Below are 18652 nucleotides of genomic sequence, written 5' to 3'. Positions count from 1 at the left end.
TTTACGCCTTGCTCAGGGTGATGGCGGCGCCGTACGGCGGCAGCATCGCGGTTTCGGGAAGCGCGGCATCGATCCACACGGCACCGGCAGGCACCGCGGCATCGACGACCACCGGAAGCACGCTGTCACCGATGCGGCCGTTGCCGCCATCAGCCAGGCCGAGCTTGCCGGCGTCGTCCGCGCTGACGCGGATGGCGGCGGCGCGGTTAAGCGGATGCGAGTTCAGCGCACCGGCGCGGCGCAGCACGGCGTCACCGCGATAGACCGGCACCGTGGCGATACGCGAGAGCGTAGCGGCCGCGGCACGCTGGCCAAGCACCGGGCGGACATCCGCCGTGCGCTCGACCATGCCATCACGCAGGCCCGCCAGGTCATCGAACTCGAAGCCGGCGACGTTGAGCGAACCGCCCAGCGCGCGCAGCACCTTCCAGCCTTCGCGGGCTTCGCCCGGCGCCTTCGCACCGGCGAGCACGGCCTGGGCCGTACCTTCGGCGTTCACCAGCGTGCCTTCCAGCTCCGGCGTGAGCGCGATCGGGAGGATCACGTCGGCCGAATCCTTAAGGGCATCCGAAGCGTAAGCGGCGAACGCGACGACGGTCTGCGCCGAGTGCATGGCCTGCACGGCCTGGGCACCATCGGCGAAGTCGTACGGCGGCTCGACGTTGTACAGCACGTAACCCTTGCGCGGCTGCGCAAGCATGGCGCGCACATCGAGGCCACCCGCGGTCGGCAGGACGCCCACCGTGGAGAGACCGACGGCGTTGGCACCTGCCGGGATTTCGTTGAACGCCGCACCCGCGGCCTGCGCGATGAAACGCGCGATGGCACGCAGCCACGAGGCTTCCGGGTGGTTGGCGGCGGCATGGCCGAAGATCACCACGGCGCCTTCGACCGCGAACTCCGCGTACGCGGCGCGGTGGTCGTCGGTGGTCGTCGCGGCGTTCACCACGCTGGCGATCGACTCCGGCACGGCCGCACCGTTTTCAGCGGCGACCTTGGCGAACTGCAGCAGCTCGGCGACGAGCTCGTGCGGCGGCGCAACGGCTTCACCGGCGAGATCGAAGTTGAAGTTGAAGTGCGCCGGATTCACGGCAAACACCTTCGCGCCCTTCTTCGCCGCCTGGCGGATGCGGTGGTTGAGCAGCGGCACTTCGTAACGCAGGTCGGAGCCGACGATGAGCGCCGACTTGACCTTGTCGAGCGAGGCGATCGGCGACGCGAACGGACGCGCGAAGGCGTTGTCGGCGAAGTCGAGCTGGCGCAGGCGGTGATCGACATGGGCGCTGCCCAGGCCACGCGCCAGGCGGACGAGCAGCTCGCCCTCCTCGTTCGTGGTCGCCGGGTTCACCAGGATGCCGAGGTCGGCACCCGAAACGCTCTTCAGCGCCTCGCGGGCGACCGACAGGGCGTCGTCCCACGTGGTGGTCGCCCACTGGCCGTTGCGCTTGACCATCGGCGCCTTGACACGATCCGCCGCGTACAGGCCCTGGTGGCTGTAGCGGTCACGGTCGGACAGCCAGCACTCGTTGATCGATTCGTTATCGCGCGGCACCGTGCGCAGCACTTCGCCGCGGCGCGTGTGCAGCCACAGGTTCGAACCCAGCGCGTCGTGGTAGGCCACAGACGGACGGGCGACCAGCTCCCAGGCGCGCGCCTGGAACTGGAACGGCTTGTTGGTCAGCGCGCCGACCGGGCAAACGTCGATGATGTTGCCCGACAGTTCGCTCTCGATCGTCTTGCCGATGTAGGTGCCGATCTCGAGGTTTTCACCACGGCTCATGCCACCCAGCTCGTACGTGCCGGCGATCTCGCTGGTGAAGCGGACGCAGCGCGTGCACTGGATGCAACGGGTCATCTCGGTCGCGATCAGCGGGCCGAGGTTCTCATCGGCCACCGTGCGCTTGCGCTCGACGTAACGCGACACCGACCGGCCGTAGCCGAGCGAGACGTCCTGCAGTTCGCACTCACCGCCCTGGTCGCAGATCGGGCAATCCAGCGGGTGGTTGATCAGCAGGAACTCCATCACGTTGCGCTGTGACTTGAGTGCCTTGTCCGAGCGGGTGAAGACCTTCATGCCCTCGCCCACCGGCGTGGCGCATGCCGGTGCCGGCTTCGGCATCTTCTCGATCTCCACCAGGCACATGCGGCAGTTGGCGGCGATCGGGAGCTTGCGGTGGTAGCAGAAGCGCGGAATGGCGATACCGACGGCGTCCGCCGCCTGGATGATCATCGACCCCTTGGCTACCTGCACCGGAACGCCATCGATCTCGATATTGACGAGATCCGGCGCGGCATTGGCTACGGGCTGCGCACTCATGCAGCGACTCCAGTGGTGGCCGTGTCAGCCGGGCCATCCACGATGGAACGGCCATGCTGCACGTAGTATTCGAATTCGTGCCAGAAGTGGTACAGGAAGCCCTGCACCGGCCACGCCGCGGCTTCACCGAAGGCGCAGATGGTGTGGCCTTCGATCTGGCCGGCGACGGCCTTCAGGCGGTGCAGGTCATCCTGCGTGCCCTTGCCTTCGACGATGCGCGACAGCACGCGGTGCATCCAGCCGGTGCCTTCGCGGCACGGGGTGCACTGGCCGCACGACTCAGCCATATAGAAGCGCGAGATGCGGTGGCAGGCGCGGACCATGCAGGTCTTGTCGTCCATCACGATGACGGCACCCGAACCCAGGCCCGAACCCGCCTTCTGCAGCGAGTCGTAGTCCATGGTGCATTCCATCATCTTGTCGGCCGGCAGCACCTTCATCGAGGAGCCGCCCGGGATGACCGCCTTGAGCTTGTTTCCCGTGCGGACACCGCCCGCCATCTCCAGCAGTTCGGAGAACGGCGTGCCGAGCTTGATTTCAAAGTTGCCCGGGTTGTTCACGTGGCCGGAGACCGAGAAGATCTTCGGGCCGCCGTTGTTCGGCTTGCCGATGTTGAGGAACCACTCCGCGCCGTTGCGCAGGATCGCCGGCACCGAGGCGTAGGTCTCGGTGTTGTTGATCGTGGTCGGGCGGCCGTACAGGCCGAAACCGGCCGGGAACGGCGGCTTGAAGCGCGGCTGGCCCTTCTTGCCTTCCAGCGATTCCATCAGCGCGGTTTCTTCGCCGCAGATGTACGCGCCGGCGCCGAGGGCGTTGTAGATATCCACGTCGATGCCGGAGCCATCGATATCCTTGCCGAGCAGGCCAGCGGCGTACGCTTCCTTCAGGGCTTCCTCGATGTGCTCGAACGGCTCGTGGTGGAACTCACCGCGCAGGTAGTTGTAGGCCACGGTGGAACCAGTGCAGTAGCACGCGATCGCCAGGCCTTCCAGCACGGAGTGCGGGTTGAAGCGCAGGATGTCGCGATCCTTGCAGGTGCCCGGCTCGGATTCATCCGAGTTGCACAGGATGTACTTCTGGCCCGGCGCATTGCGCGGCATGAACGACCACTTCAGGCCGGTGGGGAAGCCGGCGCCGCCGCGGCCGCGCAGCGAGCTCTTCTTGATTTCTTCGATCAGCGCAGCCGGATCCGGCTTTTCAGCCAGGATCTTGCGCCACGCCTTCCAGCCGTCGACCTTCTCGTAGCTCTCGAGCGACCAGGGCTTCTCGAAATGCAGGGTCGTGTAGACGACCTGGTGTTCCTTGGGTGCGGGTCCGACCGGACCAGTGGTGCTAGCCATTGCCCTTACCTCACTTGAGACCGTCGAGGATCGCGTCGACCGATTCGGTCGTCAGCTTCTCGTGGTAATGACCGTTGACGACCATCATCGGCGCGCCGGCACAGGCGGCCAGGCATTCCTCTTCCTGCTTGAGGTAGATGCGGCCGTCGGCGGTGCTCTCGCCGGTCTTGATGCCCAGCTTCTTCTCGCAATGGCGCACGAGGCCTTCGGCACCGTTGAGCCAGCACGAGATGTTGGTGCAGATGGCGACGTTGTTGCGACCGACCGGCGTGGTCTCGAACATCGAATAGAAGCTCGCGACTTCGTACGCCCAGATCGGCGGCAGGTCGAGGTACTTGGCGACGGCGGTGATCAGCTCGTCGGTGAGGTAGCCCTGGTTCTGCTCCTGGGCGGCCATCAGCGACTGGATGAGCGCCGAGCGCTTGCGGTCCGGCGGGAACTTGCCGACCCAGTGGTCGATATGCTCCCGGGTGTGATCGTTGAGCACGGCGATCGGATCGACGTCCTTCACCTGCTCGAAATGACCGGTGGCTTTCATGATTCTGTGTACTCCGTCGACTTAGCGGTCGACTTCGCCGAAGACGAGATCGTAGGTGCCGATCATCGCGACGACGTCGGCGAGCATGTGGCCACGCACGAACGCGTCCATCGAAGAAAGGTGGGCGAAGCCCGGCGCGCGCAGGTGCACGCGGAACGGCTTGTTCGCGCCATCCGACATGAGGTAGCAGCCGAACTCACCCTTCGGCGCTTCCACGGCGGCGTAGGTTTCGCCGGCCGGTACGCCATAGCCCTCGGTGAAGAGCTTGAAGTGGTGGATCAGCGCTTCCATGTCGTTCTTCATCTCGACACGGCTGGGCGGGGCGACCTTGTAGTTCTGCACCATGACCGGGCCCGGGTTGGCCTTCAGCCACTCCACGCACTGGCGGATGATGCGGTTCGACTGGCGCATTTCTTCCACGCGCACCAGGTAGCGGTCGTAGCAATCGCCATTGACGCCGACCGGGATATCGAAATCCATCTGGTCATAGGCGGCATACGGCTGCTTCTTGCGCAGGTCCCATGCGATACCCGAACCGCGCAGCATGGCGCCGGTCATGCCCCAGGCCTGGGCCTTCTCGGGGTCGACCACGCCGATACCGACCGTACGCTGCTTCCAGATACGGTTGTTGGTGAGCAGCAGTTCGTATTCGTCGACGCGCTTCGGGAAGTCGTTGGTGAACTCCGTGAGGTAGTCCAGCATCGAGCCTTCGCGCCACTGGTTCAGGCGCTTGAGGTCACCACCCTTGTGCCACGGCGACTCGCGGTACTGCGGCATCTGCTCCGGCAGGTCGCGGTACACACCGCCCGGGCGGTAGTACGTGGCGTGCATGCGCGCGCCCGACACGGCCTCGTACACGTCCATGAGCTCTTCGCGCTCGCGGAACGCGTAGAGGAACACGGCCATGGCGCCCAGATCGAGCGCGTTCGAACCCACCCACATGAGGTGGTTCAGGATGCGGGTGATCTCGTCGAACATCGTGCGGATGTACTGCGCACGGATGGGGGCCTCGATGCCCATGAGGTTCTCGATGGCGCGCACGTAGGCGTGCTCGTTGCACATCATCGAGACGTAATCGAGGCGATCCATGTAACCGATGGACTGGTTGAACGGCTTCGATTCGGCAAGCTTTTCGGTGCCACGGTGCAGCAGGCCGATGTGCGGATCGGCACGGACGATGGTCTCGCCGTCCATTTCCAGCACCAGGCGCAGCACGCCGTGCGCAGCAGGATGCTGCGGGCCGAAGTTCATCGTGTAATTGCGGATTTCTTCCACGGCTTAATTCTCCCGCCAGCGGTCGGCGGCTTCCGCCCTGGCCTGATCGAGGTCGGCATCGTTGCGGATCGTGCGCGGCACAAGCACGCGCGGCTCGATCGAGACCGGTTCGTAGACGACACGCTTCTGCTCGGCGTCGTAGCGGACCTCGACGTTACCGATGAGCGGGAAGTCCTTGCGGAACGGATGGCCGACGAAACCGTAGTCGGTAAGGATGCGGCGAAGGTCCGGATGACCGTCGTAAATGATGCCGTACAGGTCGAACGACTCGCGCTCGAACCAGTCGGCGCCCGGCCAGATGCCCGTCACGGACGGCACGACCGGGAAGTTGTCGTCTTCGCAGAAACTGCGCAGGCGGATACGCTGGTTGTGCTCGATCGACAGCAGCTGGTACACCGAGGCGAAGCGGCGCGGCAGCTCGGCCGGGCGCGGGCGCTCGGCCCAGGTGAAGCGGCCGACGGCCTGGCCTTCCACGCCACGCGAGAAGCTCTCGCCCTGCGCGGTGTCGGTGTCCCACTCGGTCTTGCCGTAGCTGAGGTAGTCCACGCCGCACACGTCGATGAAGACGGTGAAGCGGAAGCCGGCTTCGTCACGCAGCGCGGTGGCCACGGCGAGCAGGTCGCGCGGGGCGACCTCGGCGGTGACTTCGTTGCGTTCGACCTTCACCGTCAGCATGTCGCCGAAGCGCGCGGCGAGGCGTTCGACCAGCGAGGTCTCGTTATTAACGCTCATGTGCAGGCCCTGTTAGCGCGCGATCGTGTGGGTGCGGCGGATCTTCTTCTGCAGCTGCAGGATGCCGTGGATCAGCGCTTCGGCCGTCGGCGGGCAACCCGGCACGTAGATGTCGACCGGCACGATGCGATCGCAACCACGCACGACCGAATACGAATAGTGGTAATAGCCGCCGCCGTTGGCGCACGAACCCATGGAGATGACCCACTTCGGCTCGGGCATCTGGTCGTAGACCTTGCGCAGCGCGGGGGCCATCTTGTTGACCAGGGTACCGGCCACGATCATCACGTCGGACTGGCGCGGGCTGGGGCGGAACACGACGCCGAAGCGGTCGAGATCGAGGCGGGCCGCGCCCGCGTGCATCATCTCAACCGCGCAGCACGCCAGGCCGAACGTCATCGGCCACATGGAGCCGGTGCGTGCCCAGTTCATCAGCGCGTCGACACTGGTCACGCCAAAGCCGCGCTGCGGCAGCGGCGCGTCGCCATTCGGACGGATGATGTCGTCGACGAGGTTGAGCGGTTCCGGGTTGTGCATCACCCGGTCGATGGTGGTCATCACTCCCATTCGAGCGCTCCCTTCTTCCAGACATAAGCGAAACCGACCACGAGCAGCGCCAGGAACAGCGCCATTTCCACCAGGGCGACGATGCCGATCTTGTCGAACACCACGGCCCACGGGAAAAGGAAGGCGATTTCGAGGTCGAAAATAATGAAGAGGATCGCGATGAGGTAATAGCGCACGTCGAACTTCATGCGCGCATCCTCGAAGGCCTCGAAGCCGCACTCATAAGGCGAGAGCTTTTCCGCATCGGGACGCTTCGGGCCGGCGAGCATGCCGAGCACCATGAGGACGACGCCTAGGCCGACGGCCACGGCTATGAACAACAGGACGGGCCAATATTGGGCGAGCACGATGCTGCGTACCTCCGCGCCTCGCTGGGCGCATCAGTGACCGTCGACGGGGACGAGCGGTCCGGCTAGGGGCGCCGGAGCTTTTTTCGAATCGATCCAAATGGACCGGTCCGCGACGACGCGCCAGGCGCGCCAACGACTCCGGAGATCCACAATCTCACGTTGGGGAACCGATCTATTGTACCAGTGCGTGCAGGTATGCCGACAAGTCTTAATGAAGGAAAAACCGGTCCACGATGGTGCAATACCCGTTTTTCACGCCGGCCTGCCGGTTACATGGTCTGGGTGGGCCGCTCGGAATTGAGGGTGCCGGCCAGGAGGGCCTCGATACGCTGGCGGGCGGCCTCGCTCTCGGGCGATTCGTTGAACTGGATGCCCACGCCCGCGGTACGGTTACCCTGCGCCCCCACGGGGGTGATCCATACCACCTTTCCGGCAACCGACAGGCGCTCGCTATCGTCGATCAGGGTCACCAGGAGGGCCACTTCGTCGCCCAGGTTGTAGCGCTGGGCGGTAGGGGCGAACAGCCCGCCGGTCTTCAGGAACGGCATGTACGAGATGTACAGGGAATTCACGTCCTTGATTTTCAGCGACAGGATGCCCTGGCGGGGCGACGGGCTGGTGGCATTCATGGAGGCTATGGATTCCCTTGACTGGCGGCCATCCTAGCTAGCCCACGGGGCGGGCCACAAGCCCGACGGGCTCGGGATCCTGCGATACCCAGCCGTAACGGTCGAAGATCCACGGGGTCGACAGGTCGGCGGTCAGCTTGACGAAGGCAGGGCCGGGCACCGGCCGCAGGGCGAGGAGCCAGTCTTCGCCATCCCGTTCCAGGGGTGCGCTGCGCCAGGCCCAGTGGCGGGCGCCCTGCCCGTCCGCCAGCAAGACCCTCAGGCGGGCGCGGGCTAGCGGCCCGGGGTGCCACGGCAGGCGCAGGGTGTCGCCCACCGGCGCCGGGGGCGGTCGGTCGTAACGCTCGGGCCGCGCGGCGATGCCGAGCATCCGCTCGCGACTCAAGGCCATCTGGGTGGCGTGCTCGAGCACCGCGGCAATCTTCGTGGCCTGCCGGCCCTCATCCTGGTCGGGAACCAACAGGTCCTCCGGCGCGCTGGCCTCAGTGCCGTGGACCATGTATGTCAGGACGTCCGCCGTTGACCCTGCCGCATGCAACGCGAGCCGGGCGAGTACGTGGGCCGCGCCGTGGTCCGGGTGGCGGTCGCCGAGGTCGGGGATCACCAGTACGGTAGGCCGCACCCTTTCGATCACGCGCCGCAGGGCGCCCACGGCCGGCCCGTGCTGGTGGCGGAGCTGGGACGTGACCTGCATGTCGTGCCAGCCCTGGGCGTGCAGGCGGTCCGCCGCCACGCCCAGCCGACCCAACGCTGCAGCCACCTCCAGCCGGCGCCGCGCACCCCACCGCCTGCGCCCTTCCGCACCGATGAAGACACGCTTCTCCAGCCAGCGCTGCGGCCAGGGATTGTCATCACCATCGGTCAACAGGACGACATCGACCGAGCCGCCCGCAGCCAGGCAGCGCTGGATGAGCATGCCCGCCGCCAGCGATTCATCGTCCGGATGCGGCGCAACCACGAGGAGGCGCGTCGACGCATCGATACAGGGGGCGTGGGGCACGGCGATACCGGGGCGCAGTGGGGATTCGATTAGGGCCGATCGGGCGAAAAGGCCACGTCAACGCCAGGCGGCGATGAGTTCGAGCAGGACCAGGTCGGCTCGCAGCGGGCCACGCAAGGCATCGCGCGCACGGTTGGCGCGGCTGTACCACGCATCCAGCGACTCATCGTCCAGCTGGCTTTCAAGGGGTGCGGCACGGCCCGCCGCGCGGGCACGCAGCTCATCGGTCGCGGCCTGTGCGGCGAACCACACGTACCGGGTGGGGTCGGTCGCCTGCCAGCGCTTCACCACTTCCATGGGATCACTACGGCCGGCCGCCAGGCCCTTGAGGTCGTTGCGCACCTCAGCGCGCTGCTTCAGCGCGCCATCGGTGGCCCAGTCACGCGCCAGGCCGGGGTTCCCGCCCGCTGCATCTAGGGCGGCTGCCGCGTCGGGCACGCCCTGCACACGGAGCCATTCGAGCGACACCTCGCGCGAAGGCACCAGGAAGTCGATCCGCTGGCAGCGGCTGCGGATCGTCGCCGGCAGCCGTGCCGGCTCATCGGCGACCAGGATGAGGATCGTCGATGGCGTCGGCTCTTCCAGGGTCTTGAGCAAGGCATTGGCCGCCGCGGCGTTCATGGCGTCGGCCGGATCGATCGTCGCCACCTGCCAGCCACCGAACTGGCTGGACATGGCGAGGCGCTGCGACAGGTCACGCACCTGGTCGACCACGATCTCGGTACGCGTACCGCCATCCTTGCGCAGGCCAAAGGTCAGCGAGGTCACATCCGGGTGCGTGCCCGCCGCGAGCAGCAGGCAGCTGCGGCAGACCCCGCATGCAACGCCATGGTCTGGCTGCTGGCAGAGCAGCCCGTTGACGAAGCCCGCCAGGAAATCTCGCTTGCCGAGCCCAGCCGGGCCGGCCAGCAGGAGGGCGTGGGGCAGCGCGTCGCGCTCCCGCCGCGCCTGGAGGCGGGCCCACGCATCGGCATGCCACGGCCGCGCCGTCACGTCGCACCCTGCCCGAACAAGCCGGCGACGCCGTCGATCGCCTGGGCGAGGACGGCATCCGGCATGGCACTGGCGTCCAGCACGCGAAAACGCGCGGGATCGGCGGCTGCACGTTCGCGGTAAGCGCCGCGGATCCGTTCGAAGAAGGCATCGCCCTCGACCTCGATGCGGTCGGCGTCGCCGCGGCCTGCGGCGCGCGCGCGCCCCTGGCTTACCGGGAGATCGAGCAACAGGGTGATATCGGGACGCAGGCCGAGCGCCGCCCAGCGCTCGAGTTCCGCGATGCGCTCGACGGGCTGGCCGCGGCCACCGCCCTGGTAGGCGTAGCTGGCATCGGTGAAACGATCGCACAGCACCCACCGACCCGCGGCGAGCGCCGGCTCGATGACCTGGCGCACGAGTTGCGCGCGCGATGCGAACATCAGCAGCAGCTCGGCCTCGGCGCAGAGATCGTTGTTGGCGGCGGCAAGGACCACGCCGCGCACCGACTCGCCCACCACGGTGCCACCGGGCTCGCGCGTCACGACCAGGTCGATGCCCTGGCCACGCAGGTGGGCTTCCAGCCCGCGCAACAAGGTGCTCTTGCCGGCGCCTTCGCCGCCTTCGAGGGTAATAAGCCGTCCGCGCTGTCCCTGGTTCACTGGCATCGTTTCAACTGGTAGCAGGCCACGGCCTTGTTGTGTTCTTCGAGGGTGGCCGAGAAAACGTGGCTGCCATCGCCGCGCGCGACGAAATACAGCTCCTTGCCTTCGGCCGGGTGCAGCGCGGCCTGGATGGCGGCCCGGCCCGGGAGGGCGATGGGCGTGGGAGGCAGGCCGGCGCGTGTGTACGTATTGTACGGGGTGTCGGTGGTGAGGTCGCTCTTGTGGATGTTGCCAGCGTAAGCGGCACCCATCCCGTAGATCACGGTCGGATCCGTCTGCAGCAGGACATGCTGCTCGAGGCGGCGCACGAAGACCCCCGCGATGCGCGGGCGCTCATCCGCCCTGCCCGTCTCCTTCTCCACGATGGACGCGAGGATCAGCGCCTCGTACGGGCTGGCCAGCGGCAGGTCCGTGGCGCGCGCCGGCCACGCGGCATCCAGGGTTTTCGTCATCGCGGCGTGGGCGCGCTTGAGGATGCTGGTGTCGGTATCGCCCTTCACGTACGCGTAGGTCTCCGGCAGGAACCACCCTTCCGGGTTATCGCCCTCCGCACCCACCCGCTTCATGATCTCCGCATCGTCAACGGCGGCCGTATCGTGGGTCAGCGTATCCACCGCGGCGAGTGCCCGGCGCAGGTCGGCGAACGTCCAGCCATCGACGATGGTGAAGTTCCGCTGCATGACCTTACCGGCCGCCATATCGGCGATGAGCTCGCGCGGCGTCATGCCCTGGCGCAGGGCGAATTCACCGGCATGCAGGCGCCCGGAAGCGTGCATCTCCATCGCCAGGACGCGCCAGTACAGGGGCGAGGCTTGCGTCACGCCACGGGCGCGCAGGTCGCTCACGATGTCCTTGAACGACGAGCCACGGGCTACATCGATGCTCTGCCCCGCCGTGGGCACGGAGAGGGGCGTACGGGCGAAACGCGCCCAGTCGAACCAGAGCCAGGTGCCTGCCGCGATGACCGCGAGCAGCACCAGTAGCAAGATAGCGCGCCACACGGCGGCGCCACGCACTTTCATCGATCGGGATCCTTGGCACGGTTCGGTAACGGCAGGCCCAGCGAAACCCAGTGCGCCTGCAGGGCACGCGCCACGGGGCCGGGTTGCCACGTCCGGGCGCCGAGCGCCCGGACAGGGAGAATGCCGCGAACCGCCGAGGTGAGGAAGACCTCCGACGCCCGCAGCAGGTCCGCCACACTGAACGAGGCGACCGTGACCGGCCGGACGGCCATGACTTCGGCACGCGCCACGCCGGCCACGCCACAGCGATCGACGGGCGGTGTGACGAGCTCGCCATCGATGACGACGAAGAGGTTGGCGGCCGTTGCACAGGCCAGGTTACCTTCCATATCGCACAGCAGCCCCTCGCCGATCGCGGGATCGTTCCACTCTGCGCGCGCCAGCACCTGCTCCAGGCGATTGAGGTGCTTGAGCCCGGCAAGGGCGGGCTGCACGGCCAGGCGCGTGGTACACACGCGAACGGCCAACCCATCATGCGTCGCGTCGCGATCGAGCGCGAGCGGCGCGGCTGAGACCACCAATGTCGGATGCTGCCGCTGCGGAAGCGCGTAGCCGCGTTCACCCACGCCGCGACTTAGTGTGACGCGCACTACGGCATCAGGCAGGCTCGTGCACAATCGCAGGATCTCATCGCGCACGGCAGCCAACGCAGGCGGTTGCAGTTGCAGGCGCTCGCAGCCCTCCAGCAGGCGTGCCGCATGACGCGCCCACAGCGGCACCACGCCATCCACGACACGGAGCGTTTCAAACAGTCCATCGCCATAGGTGAAACCGCGATCGGCCGCGGACACGCTGCCTCCGTCGCGAAAATCCACCGAGAAGCGCGCGCTCATGCGGCGCCGAAGATCCGCAGCAGCCCACGGGCCTTGGCCCGCGTCTCGTCCAGTTCTTTTTCCGGCACGGAATCGGTGACGATCCCCGCCCCCGCGCGCAGCGATACATCCGGCCCTTCGGCCAGCAACGTGCGGATGAGGATGTTCAGGTCCATGTCGCCATTGTCGTCGACATAGCCAAGCGCGCCCGTGTACGCGCCGCGCGGCTCCTGCTCGATATCGCCAATGATCTGCATGCAACGCACCTTGGGGCAGCCGGTGATCGTGCCACCGGGGAACGTCGCGGCGATGACCTCACCCGGGGTGATGCCCTCCCTTGCGTGGCCACGGACGTTGGACACGATGTGGTGCACGTGGGCGTAGCTCTCGACCACCATCAGTTCATCGACACGCACGCTGCCCGGCACGCATACGCGCCCCAGGTCATTTCGCTCGAGGTCGATCAGCATGACGTGCTCGGCGCGCTCCTTCGGGTGCGCGGTGAGTTCACGGATACGCTCGGCATCATCGTCGCCCGGCACCCGCGGACGCGTGCCTGCGATCGGCCGCGTCTGCAGCACCCCTTCGCGCGACTCTACGAGGCGCTCCGGCGAGGAACTCACGATTGCCCAGCCAGGCTGTTGCAGCAGGCCGGCGAACGGCGCGGGATTCGCCGCGCGCAACGCCTGCATGAGCGCGGCGGGTGCCGGCGCTTCGGCAAATCGTGCACGCCAGCGCCGCGACAGGTTGACCTGGAAGGTATCGCCGGCGAGCAGGTGTTCGTGAATGCGGTTTACGCCTTGCAGGAAGCGCTCGGGCTCGTCCTCATCCACGCGCTCCGGCGCGGCGAGCGGCACGGCAGGCATGGGCGCGACGAGGTCGGCCTCGAGCACGTCCAGCCAGTCCTCGGCGCCCTCTTCCGCGATCAGGATCGTGCACCCTTCAACGTGGTCGACGATCGCCGCGGCGGGTGCCCGCAACGCGCACGCCACCGGCGCGGCGCCGCGGGGCGCCGGCAGGCGGAGCGATGGCTCGATCTGCGCGACGAGTTCATAGGCGAGATAGACCACCCAGCCGCCATGGAACGGCAGGCCGTCATCCACGCGCGGGCGGCGACGGGCTGCCCACGCCTTGTCGAAGGCATCGAGGAATGCGCCGGACACGACCTGTCCCGCCGAATCGCGCACGACACCGTCGGCGTGCAACGTCAGCGATGCATCGCCGCTCGCGAAAAGGATGTCGAAGCGGGATTGCGCGGTGCCGGTGACCGCAGAGGCGAGCAGCGCCGGGTACCGCTCCGGAAACAGCGCGGCCGGCGCGAGGAGATCGCGCCGGCCGGCCAGGGTTCGCGTGGAAAACGCCACGCAGGGATCAGACGCGACGGAACATGAGCGTCCCGTTGGTGCCGCCGAAACCGAACGAGTTGGACATGACGACCTGGAGGTCGGCCTTTTCGGCCTTGTTCGGCACGAGGTCCATGCCCAGCGCCTCGACTTCCGGATCGACGTTCTCGAGGTTCATGGTCGGCGGGATGATGCCATCGCGCAGGGCCAGGACCGAGAAGATCGCTTCCACGCCGCCGGCGGCACCGAGCAGGTGCCCGGTGACCGACTTGGTGGAGCTGACGGCGAACTTGCCCTTCTGCGTGGCGTGGTCGCCAAACACGTTACGGATCGCCTTGGCTTCGCCCAGGTCGCCCACGGGCGTGGAGGTGCCGTGCGCATTCACGTACTGCACGTCTTCCGGCTTGAGGCCGGCATCGTGCAGCGCGTTACGCATGGCGAGTTCCGCGCCATCGCCGCTCGGCGAGGTGATGTGGTACGCGTCGCCGCTCATGCCGAAGCCGATGAGCTCGGCCAGGATGTTGGCGCCACGCGCCTTCGCGAACTCGTATTCCTCGAGCATGAGCATGCCCGCGCCGTTCGACAGCAGGAAGCCATCGCGGCCGGTATCCCACGGACGGCTGGCGTGCTCCGGATCGTCATTGCGCGTGGACATGGCCTTGGCCGAGCAGAAGCCCGCCATCGCCGTCGGCGTGGTGGCGAACTCGGCGCCGCCGGCCAGCATCGCGTCGGCATCGCCGTACTGGATGAGGCGCATGGCCATGCCGATGTTGTGCGCGGCCGTGGTGCAGGCCGACACGAGGGCGATGTTCGGGCCCTTCATGCCGTGGTAGATGGAAAGGTTGCCCGCCACCATGTTGATGATGGAGCTCGGCACGAAGAACGGCGACACCTTGCGGGGGCCCTTCGCTTCGAGTTCGAGGGCCGTGGCCTCGATGGTGTGGAGACCACCGATGCCCGCGCCGGCGGCGACGCCGACACGGCCGGCGTTCTCATCGGTGATGACGAGGCCGGACTGGCGGAACGCATGCGTGCCCGCGACGATGCCGTAATGGATGAACGGGTCCATCCGCTTGAAGTCTTTCGCGATGGAACGCTTGTCATCGTCCGGCGTATCGGTACCGGCGAAATAAGCTTCCACGGCATCAAAACCGCGCACCTCACCCGCGATACGGGTGGCATAGGCGCTTGCGTCGAAATCGGTGACCGGGCCGATGCCCGTATTGCCTTCGACGACGTTCTTCCAGGCGGTGGCGAGATCATTACCGACCGGCGAGATGATCCCCATGCCGGTCACTACCACGCGTCGCTTAGTCATGCATTTGTTCCTTCACTGTACCCGTGCAAACCATACGCGGGCGCAGGTTACGGTATGCGGAAACGAAAACTGCGCCATGACGGCGCAGCTTCCATGTCGCTCGGAGATCGACGGGAGGACGAACCCCCGATCGACGACCAGTCAACCCGATCAGGCCTTGACGTGGGCCTTGACGTAGTCGACAGCCTGCTGAACCGTCGTGATCTTCTCGGCATCTTCGTCCGGGATCTCGCACTCGAACTCTTCTTCGAGAGCCATCACGAGTTCGACGGTATCCAGCGAATCGGCGCCCAGATCGTCCACGAACGAAGCGTTCGGTGTGACTTCATCTTCCTTGACGCCCAGCTGTTCGACGACGATCTTCTTGACGCGTTCTTCGATGGTGCTCATGTCGCTATAACCTCCCGAGGGGAAAAATCCGGCGCATTGTAGTGGCTAAGGTCCATACCCGCCAGCACGTGGCCGTGTCGTGGATAGCGCCCCGGATGGCCGGGGCGCGAAAGGGTGATTGTCTCTCAAAATTGGCCCGCTGGCGACTGCCGGGGCCGGCCGGTCAGGGCATGTACATACCGCCGTTGACGTGAAGGGTCTCACCGGTGATGTACTTGGCCGCCGGCGAGGCCAGGAAGGCCACCGCTTCAGCGATATCGCGGCCCTCGCCCAGGTGGCCCAACGCGATCCCGGCCAGCAGGGCTTCACGCTGCTCTTCGGGCAGCGCGCGGGTCATGTCGGTGTCGATGAAGCCCGGCGCCACCACGTTCACGGTAATGCCCCGCGAGCCGATTTCCCGGGCCAGGGACTTGGAGAAGGCAATGATGCCGGCCTTGGCCGCGGCGTAGTTCGCCTGGCCGGGGTTCCCGGTCACGCCGACCACCGAGGCGATGCTGATGATGCGGCCCTTGCGCGCCTTCATCATCCCGCGCATCACGGCCTTGGAAGTGCGGAATACCGAGGTCAGGTTGGTGTCCATGATCGCGCTCCAGTCATCCTCTTTCATACGCATGAGGAGCTGGTCGCGGGTGATGCCCGCATTGTTCACGAGCACACTGATCGCGCCCGAGGTCTTGGCGATCTCGTCAACCAGGGTGTCGATGGCTTCCGGGTTGGTCACGTCGAGCACGCGGCCGTGGCCGCCGTGCGCCGAAAGGCGCTCACCAATGGCCTTCGCGCCGCTTTCGCTCGTGGCAGTGCCGTAAACGGTCGCGCCTTGCTCGGCCAGCAGATCGGCGATGGCGGCACCAATGCCGCGGCTCGCGCCGGTGACCAGGGCGATCTCGCCCTTCAGGGAGTGGGTCATGGGGTGGTCCTGCTACAGGGAAATAGGGATCAGGCCTGGATGGCCGCGTCGAGGTCGGCAGGCAGGCCAATGGCCTTCGCGTCGATGGACTTGTCGATACGCTTGATCAGGCCGGCAAGCACCTTGCCCGGGCCGCATTCGAGCACATGGGTGACGCCGTTCGCGGCCAGCGCCTGGACGCATTCGGTCCAGCGCACCGGCAGGTACAACTGGCGCTGCAAGGCGCCCCGGATATCGTCGAGCGAGGCATGTACCTTCGCATCGGCGTTCTGCACCACCGGGATGGAGGGCAGCTGCCAGGTGATCGCAGCCATCTTCTCGCCCAGCTTATCGGCGGCGTCGCGCATAAGCATGGAGTGTGACGGCACGGAAACGGCAAGCTTCACCGCCTTCTTCACCCCGAGCTCGGCAAGGCGCGCCAGGGCGCGATCCACGGCCTCGGCATGGCCGGCGATCACCAGCTGGCCGGGCGAGTTGAAGTTAGCGGGCGCCACGATCTGGCCCTGGGCCACCTCCTCGCAGACCTGGGCGATCTGGGCATCATCGCCGCCCAGCACGGCGGCCATGGCACCCACGCCGGCCGGCACGGCCGCCTGCATGAGCCGGCCACGCTCGGCCACGAGGCCCGCGGCGTCCTTCAGCGAGATGGCGCCGGCGGCGACCAGGGCGCTGTATTCGCCCAGGCTGTGGCCGGAAAGGTAGGCCGGCAAGGCCCCGCCCTGCTTCAGGTAGACGCGCCATACGGCAACGCTGGCGGCCAGCAGGGCCGGCTGCGTGTTCTCGGTGCTGTTGAGCTTCTCTTCGGGGCCGTTCTGGCTGATGTCCCAGAGATCGACGCCCGCGCCCTCGGAGGCCTCATCGAAGGTGGCCTTTACCTCGGGATGGACCGCGGCCAGATCGGCAAGCATGCCGATGGCCTGGGAACCCTGGCCGGGAAAGACGATGGCGAGCGAGGCACTGGTCGAGGTCATGCGAGGCGATTCCGGTCGTTCAAACCGCGAATGGTGCCAGCAACCCATGGGCGAATGCACCATTCGCGAGGGTTTGGAGCCTGGAGGGGCACTGCCAGAACGGCGCCCACAATGAAAAACGGCGCACCAGGAGTGCGCCGTTTCTTATCCAGCCCTGCGGGCAGGATCAGTCTTCGACTTCAACCGCACCGCGGGTGTCGATGACCTTCTTGCCACGGTAGAAGCCATCCTTCGTGACGTGGTGGCGCAGGTGGACTTCACCGCTGGTCGGGTCGGTCGACAGCTGCACGCCCTTCAGGGCGTCGTGCGAACGGCGCATGCCGCGGGTGGACGGGGTCTTGCGGCTCTTGGCAACGGCCATGGCGAATCTCCAGCGAAATTACTTGTTTATAAGTCCGCGGAGGGCCGCGAACGGGTTATCGGATGGGTCCTGCGGAGAAGGCTCTTCTTCCTCAGGCGCATTTACGTCTTCAGGCAGCTCAGCGTCCGGGTTGACCGGAACAAGGGGCAATGCCAACAACAGTTCGTCCTCGATCGCGGCGAGCGGATCCAGCTTGCCGTCCTGCTCCAGGAGGAGCGGTTCGTAGCCGGGCGGAAGCGAGGCCTCCTCACGCTCTTCGACGATCAGTCCGAGACGGGTGTCGACCTCCACCGGGAGCTGGAACGGCTCCAGGGAACGCTGGCAGACCAGCGTGGGCGAAGCCTTTGCGCGAACGGCCACATAGGCGACACCCAGGTCATCACGACCGAAATCCAGTTCGTAGGTTACGTCGCCTTCGGGCGATGCCACCACATCAGCCAGACGCTTGAACGCCGACAGTGGGAGCTGGCCCTGGAACGAACGCCGCGCACGTACTTCGCGCCAAGCGTCCACGGACGATGGCAGAGTCACGGACATAATCGGGAGATGGTAGGCATCAATCTGCCTGAAGTCAACCGGTTAGCCACGGCAATGCACACGCCCTGGCATTTTTGCGGAGTGGCCCGGGTTTCGGGCAGACTCGCGCTGAGCGGGAAGTTTGCCGCAGCACGCCCAACAGGGGGAAGAGGCAGCGTGTTTTCCTTTGCATATTATGCACTTGCCGCAATGGCGATGATCGTCATCGGGCTGTGCGGCTGGCTGGTGGCTCACCACCGCCGCCGACGGAGGCATGGCGCCCTGCAAGACCTCATGGACCAGGCAGACCGCCTGGAGACCGACCTGAAGGACTGCCGCGACCGCCTGCAGAAGGCCCACGCGGTCATGCAGTTCAGTCCGGACCAGCCGGCCGTGGGTGAAGTCGAGGCCCAGCAGGCGGTGGATTCGGGGCTGCGGGCACTGCTGCAGCAGCGCCTCTGGATCCGCGACCGGGCACCCAGCGCCAGCCAGCGCGAACTGGATGATGCCGTGAGCGCCCTGGTCAGGGCCCGCCACCAGCTCGAACCCCGCCTCCAGGCGCTCGACGATGCCCAGACGGCGCTGGATACGGCCGTTCGCGAACACTTCCAGCCGGATCGTTAACCC

General features: G+C 66.6%; 21 protein-coding genes. 1 reads left to right on the top strand and 20 read right to left on the bottom strand.

Annotated features, from left to right (window positions below; all coding sequences use genetic code 11):
• Position 1: 1 nt before the first annotated feature.
• From nuoG to ACZ6YI_RS03555, 20 genes are all read right to left on the bottom strand, one after another.
• Positions 2–2317, bottom strand: a complete 2316-nt coding sequence (gene nuoG / locus ACZ6YI_RS03650; protein WP_465777467.1) for an NADH-quinone oxidoreductase subunit NuoG — start codon at positions 2315–2317, stop codon at positions 2–4.
• Positions 2314–3657, bottom strand: coding sequence for an NADH-quinone oxidoreductase subunit NuoF (gene nuoF, locus ACZ6YI_RS03645; protein ID WP_465777466.1), 1344 nt, complete (start codon positions 3655–3657; stop codon positions 2314–2316). Before nuoF ends, nuoG begins: the two co-directional genes overlap by 4 nt.
• Positions 3658–3667: 10 nt before the next feature.
• Complete coding sequence (gene nuoE / locus ACZ6YI_RS03640) at positions 3668–4195, bottom strand: NADH-quinone oxidoreductase subunit NuoE (RefSeq protein WP_429243081.1); 528 nt, start codon at positions 4193–4195, stop codon at positions 3668–3670.
• Between the two features lie 21 nt (positions 4196–4216).
• On the bottom strand, positions 4217–5446 hold the full coding sequence (locus tag ACZ6YI_RS03635; protein ID WP_440327905.1) for an NADH-quinone oxidoreductase subunit D: 1230 nt from the start codon (positions 5444–5446) through the stop codon (positions 4217–4219).
• Positions 5447–5473: 27 nt separating this feature from the next.
• Complete coding sequence (locus ACZ6YI_RS03630) at positions 5474–6202, bottom strand: NADH-quinone oxidoreductase subunit C (protein WP_440327902.1); 729 nt, start codon at positions 6200–6202, stop codon at positions 5474–5476.
• Between the two features lie 12 nt (positions 6203–6214).
• Positions 6215–6769 carry a NuoB/complex I 20 kDa subunit family protein gene (locus tag ACZ6YI_RS03625; protein ID WP_139983592.1) on the bottom strand — a complete coding sequence of 185 codons (555 nt, stop codon included), beginning with the start codon at positions 6767–6769 and terminating at the stop codon, positions 6215–6217.
• Positions 6760–7116 (bottom strand): NADH-quinone oxidoreductase subunit A, encoded by a 357-nt coding sequence (locus ACZ6YI_RS03620; protein WP_440327904.1) that lies wholly within the window; start codon positions 7114–7116, stop codon positions 6760–6762. Before ACZ6YI_RS03620 ends, ACZ6YI_RS03625 begins: the two co-directional genes overlap by 10 nt.
• A gap of 272 nt (positions 7117–7388) precedes the next feature.
• Positions 7389–7757 carry a PilZ domain-containing protein gene (locus ACZ6YI_RS03615; RefSeq protein WP_440327906.1) on the bottom strand — a complete coding sequence of 123 codons (369 nt, stop codon included), beginning with the start codon at positions 7755–7757 and terminating at the stop codon, positions 7389–7391.
• 28 nt (positions 7758–7785) lie between these two features.
• Positions 7786–8748 carry a PIG-L deacetylase family protein gene (locus ACZ6YI_RS03610; RefSeq protein WP_465777465.1) on the bottom strand — a complete coding sequence of 321 codons (963 nt, stop codon included), beginning with the start codon at positions 8746–8748 and terminating at the stop codon, positions 7786–7788.
• 57 nt (positions 8749–8805) lie between these two features.
• Complete coding sequence (gene holB / locus ACZ6YI_RS03605; protein ID WP_465777464.1) at positions 8806–9741, bottom strand: DNA polymerase III subunit delta'; 936 nt, start codon at positions 9739–9741, stop codon at positions 8806–8808.
• The gene (tmk, locus tag ACZ6YI_RS03600; protein WP_465777463.1) at positions 9738–10382 is read right to left on the bottom strand and encodes a dTMP kinase; all 645 of its coding nucleotides are present in this window, start codon (positions 10380–10382) and stop codon (positions 9738–9740) included. The genes holB and tmk overlap by 4 nt, the downstream gene beginning before the upstream one ends.
• Positions 10379–11407, bottom strand: coding sequence for an endolytic transglycosylase MltG (gene mltG / locus ACZ6YI_RS03595; RefSeq protein ID WP_465777462.1), 1029 nt, complete (start codon positions 11405–11407; stop codon positions 10379–10381). The genes tmk and mltG overlap by 4 nt, the downstream gene beginning before the upstream one ends.
• The gene (gene pabC / locus ACZ6YI_RS03590) at positions 11404–12240 is read right to left on the bottom strand and encodes an aminodeoxychorismate lyase (protein WP_465777461.1); all 837 of its coding nucleotides are present in this window, start codon (positions 12238–12240) and stop codon (positions 11404–11406) included. Before pabC ends, mltG begins: the two co-directional genes overlap by 4 nt.
• Positions 12237–13583: an aminodeoxychorismate synthase component I gene (locus ACZ6YI_RS03585; protein ID WP_465777460.1), complete on the bottom strand. Its 1347-nt coding sequence runs from the start codon at positions 13581–13583 to the stop codon at positions 12237–12239. Before ACZ6YI_RS03585 ends, pabC begins: the two co-directional genes overlap by 4 nt.
• 7 nt (positions 13584–13590) lie before the next feature.
• On the bottom strand, positions 13591–14880 hold the full coding sequence (gene fabF / locus ACZ6YI_RS03580; protein ID WP_465777459.1) for a beta-ketoacyl-ACP synthase II: 1290 nt from the start codon (positions 14878–14880) through the stop codon (positions 13591–13593).
• Between the two features lie 150 nt (positions 14881–15030).
• On the bottom strand, positions 15031–15270 hold the full coding sequence (gene acpP / locus ACZ6YI_RS03575) for an acyl carrier protein (RefSeq protein WP_291140085.1): 240 nt from the start codon (positions 15268–15270) through the stop codon (positions 15031–15033).
• Between the two features lie 163 nt (positions 15271–15433).
• Positions 15434–16177 (bottom strand): 3-oxoacyl-ACP reductase FabG, encoded by a 744-nt coding sequence (fabG, locus tag ACZ6YI_RS03570; protein ID WP_440324255.1) that lies wholly within the window; start codon positions 16175–16177, stop codon positions 15434–15436.
• A 29-nt stretch (positions 16178–16206) separates the two neighbouring features.
• Positions 16207–17148, bottom strand: coding sequence for an ACP S-malonyltransferase (gene fabD, locus ACZ6YI_RS03565; RefSeq protein ID WP_465777458.1), 942 nt, complete (start codon positions 17146–17148; stop codon positions 16207–16209).
• A gap of 166 nt (positions 17149–17314) precedes the next feature.
• The gene (rpmF, locus tag ACZ6YI_RS03560; protein WP_139983614.1) at positions 17315–17509 is read right to left on the bottom strand and encodes a 50S ribosomal protein L32; all 195 of its coding nucleotides are present in this window, start codon (positions 17507–17509) and stop codon (positions 17315–17317) included.
• Positions 17510–17527: 18 nt separating this feature from the next.
• Positions 17528–18046 (bottom strand): YceD family protein, encoded by a 519-nt coding sequence (locus tag ACZ6YI_RS03555; protein ID WP_465777457.1) that lies wholly within the window; start codon positions 18044–18046, stop codon positions 17528–17530.
• A gap of 189 nt (positions 18047–18235) precedes the next feature.
• Here ACZ6YI_RS03555 and ACZ6YI_RS03550 point away from each other — a divergent pair, with 189 nt between their 5' ends.
• Positions 18236–18649: a hypothetical protein gene (locus ACZ6YI_RS03550; protein ID WP_465777456.1), complete on the top strand. Its 414-nt coding sequence runs from the start codon at positions 18236–18238 to the stop codon at positions 18647–18649.
• The last annotated feature ends 3 nt before the right edge of the window (positions 18650–18652 follow it).

This window comes from Luteibacter sp. NPDC104163, from assembly GCF_055584245.1.
Note: the sequence above shows the minus strand (reverse complement) of the source record. Positions and strands in the feature narration are given on the sequence as shown.